This window comes from Burkholderia sp. Leaf177 (genome assembly GCF_001424345.1).
GTDB lineage: Bacteria > Pseudomonadota > Gammaproteobacteria > Burkholderiales > Burkholderiaceae > Caballeronia.
Genome location: NZ_LMPF01000019.1, coordinates 1 through 1,538 on the forward strand (window position 1 = coordinate 1; position 1,538 = coordinate 1,538).

Consider the following 1,538-nt stretch of genomic DNA (forward strand, 5'->3'; position numbering starts at 1 on the left):
TGCCGGACATCAACGCTTCGTCGGCTTTCAGGCCTCCTTCAAGCGCGATGGTGCCCGATCGGATAAGCCGGCCATTCGTGGCTTTGAACAGCGCTCGCGCTTCGCTACCGTGAACACGTTGTAGAAGCGTGTCATTGGCACTTAAATTGGTGAAGCTCTCAAAGCTGAACCAGACATCGGGCTTGTCGGCGATAACAAAGGACGAGTYAATTTYYTCATCGCCGGATGCCTTTCCCTTCAAAAAGCCACCGAAAAAGCATGCACCTGGCTCGCTTGGCACCATGTCATCGGGACGTCCTTGAAGCCGCGCTATCAGGTCGAATGCAATACGCGTCTTTTCGGGAAGGTTATTTTGAACCGGCATTTCTTTGACCGATGGCATGTCCCGGATCTCTGAGTGCGTGAAATCTTTCGCTTTCAAACGCAACGTAAGCTGATATCCCTGATCCCACTTGTATGCGTCTATTATCCGGACGGCGTCACTCGATGATCCATAGTCGCCTAGCGATACAAAATACTGCGTTCGTTTAACGTTCGSTACTTCTCCATAGTCATAGAGAAACCGAAATCCCATTACGCTTTTCGTACCCGTCATCTTGGCCGCGCGCTCTTCCACGGCGGTGTTGAATTCCTCCAATGTCATAGCCTGAGCTTGTACGCTCGCATCACCAAACTTGGCCGTCCCTGCGGGCAAAAAAACTGCGGGCATATCNTCCACGGCGGTGTTGAATTCCTCCAATGTCATAGCCTGAGCTTGTACGCTCGCATCACCAAACTTGGCCGTCCCTGCGGGCAAAAAAACTGCGGGCATATCRATCACATACCGTCCTACGCAGCGCGTCTTCATATCCATCGTCATTTCATTCACCCGCTTCTTCTCCTGTTCCGTGAGAGGCGCGGCGCGTCCGCATGCACTGGCTAACAAGACAAAGCCAACAATCAACGCAGTTACTTTCACGCCGTGTATTCCATGTTGGCCGTACCTTTGATTGCGTCGCCACGCTGCGTGAAGACCACGTGTTCAGTTGAAGAAGTCGACCTGACAAAATCCCTTGCTAAGAAGATCAGCGAAGCAGCAAGAAGCGTTTGATCGCCATGNTACCTTTGATTGCGTCGCCACGCTGCGTGAAGACCACGTGTTCAGTTGAAGAAGTCGACCTGACAAAATCCCTTGCTAAGAAGATCAGCGAAGCAGCAAGAAGCGTTTGATCGCCATGATTAAAAAGCATTCGGACGTACCCGAAGCGAGCGGGAAACTTTGTCCCAGATTTCAATGGCTTCACCTTCGGTCAGCGATGCGCCTTTTATGTCGTAACTTTCAATAAGCTCGCTCGGATAGCCATTTTTCATATCCAACAGTAGATACGGCGTTGCCTGACCGCCCGCATAGTTGGCTTCCAGCGAAAGTAAATTGCCTTGTATAGGGGCAGTCGCGGAAGTCCTGCCGGACATCAACGCTTCGTCGGCTTTCAGGCCTCCTTCAAGCGCGATGGTGCCCGATCGGATAAGCCGGCCATTCGTGGCTTTGAACAGCGCTC

Annotated in this window: 2 protein-coding genes and 1 pseudogene; all 3 read right to left on the bottom strand. The window is 52.1% G+C overall.

Annotation, left to right across the window (positions count from 1 at the left end; translation table 11 throughout):
- A partial coding sequence (locus ASG35_RS13575) for a T6SS immunity protein Tli4 family protein (protein WP_268761123.1) occupies positions 1–712 on the bottom strand: 712 nt, incomplete at both ends.
- A 1-nt stretch (position 713) separates the two neighbouring features.
- A pseudogene (locus tag ASG35_RS32670) lies at positions 714–859 on the bottom strand (hypothetical protein); the annotation flags it as partial.
- A 359-nt stretch (positions 860–1,218) separates the two neighbouring features.
- A partial coding sequence (locus ASG35_RS31785; RefSeq protein ID WP_056357858.1) for a T6SS immunity protein Tli4 family protein occupies positions 1,219–1,538 on the bottom strand: 320 nt, incomplete at its 5' end.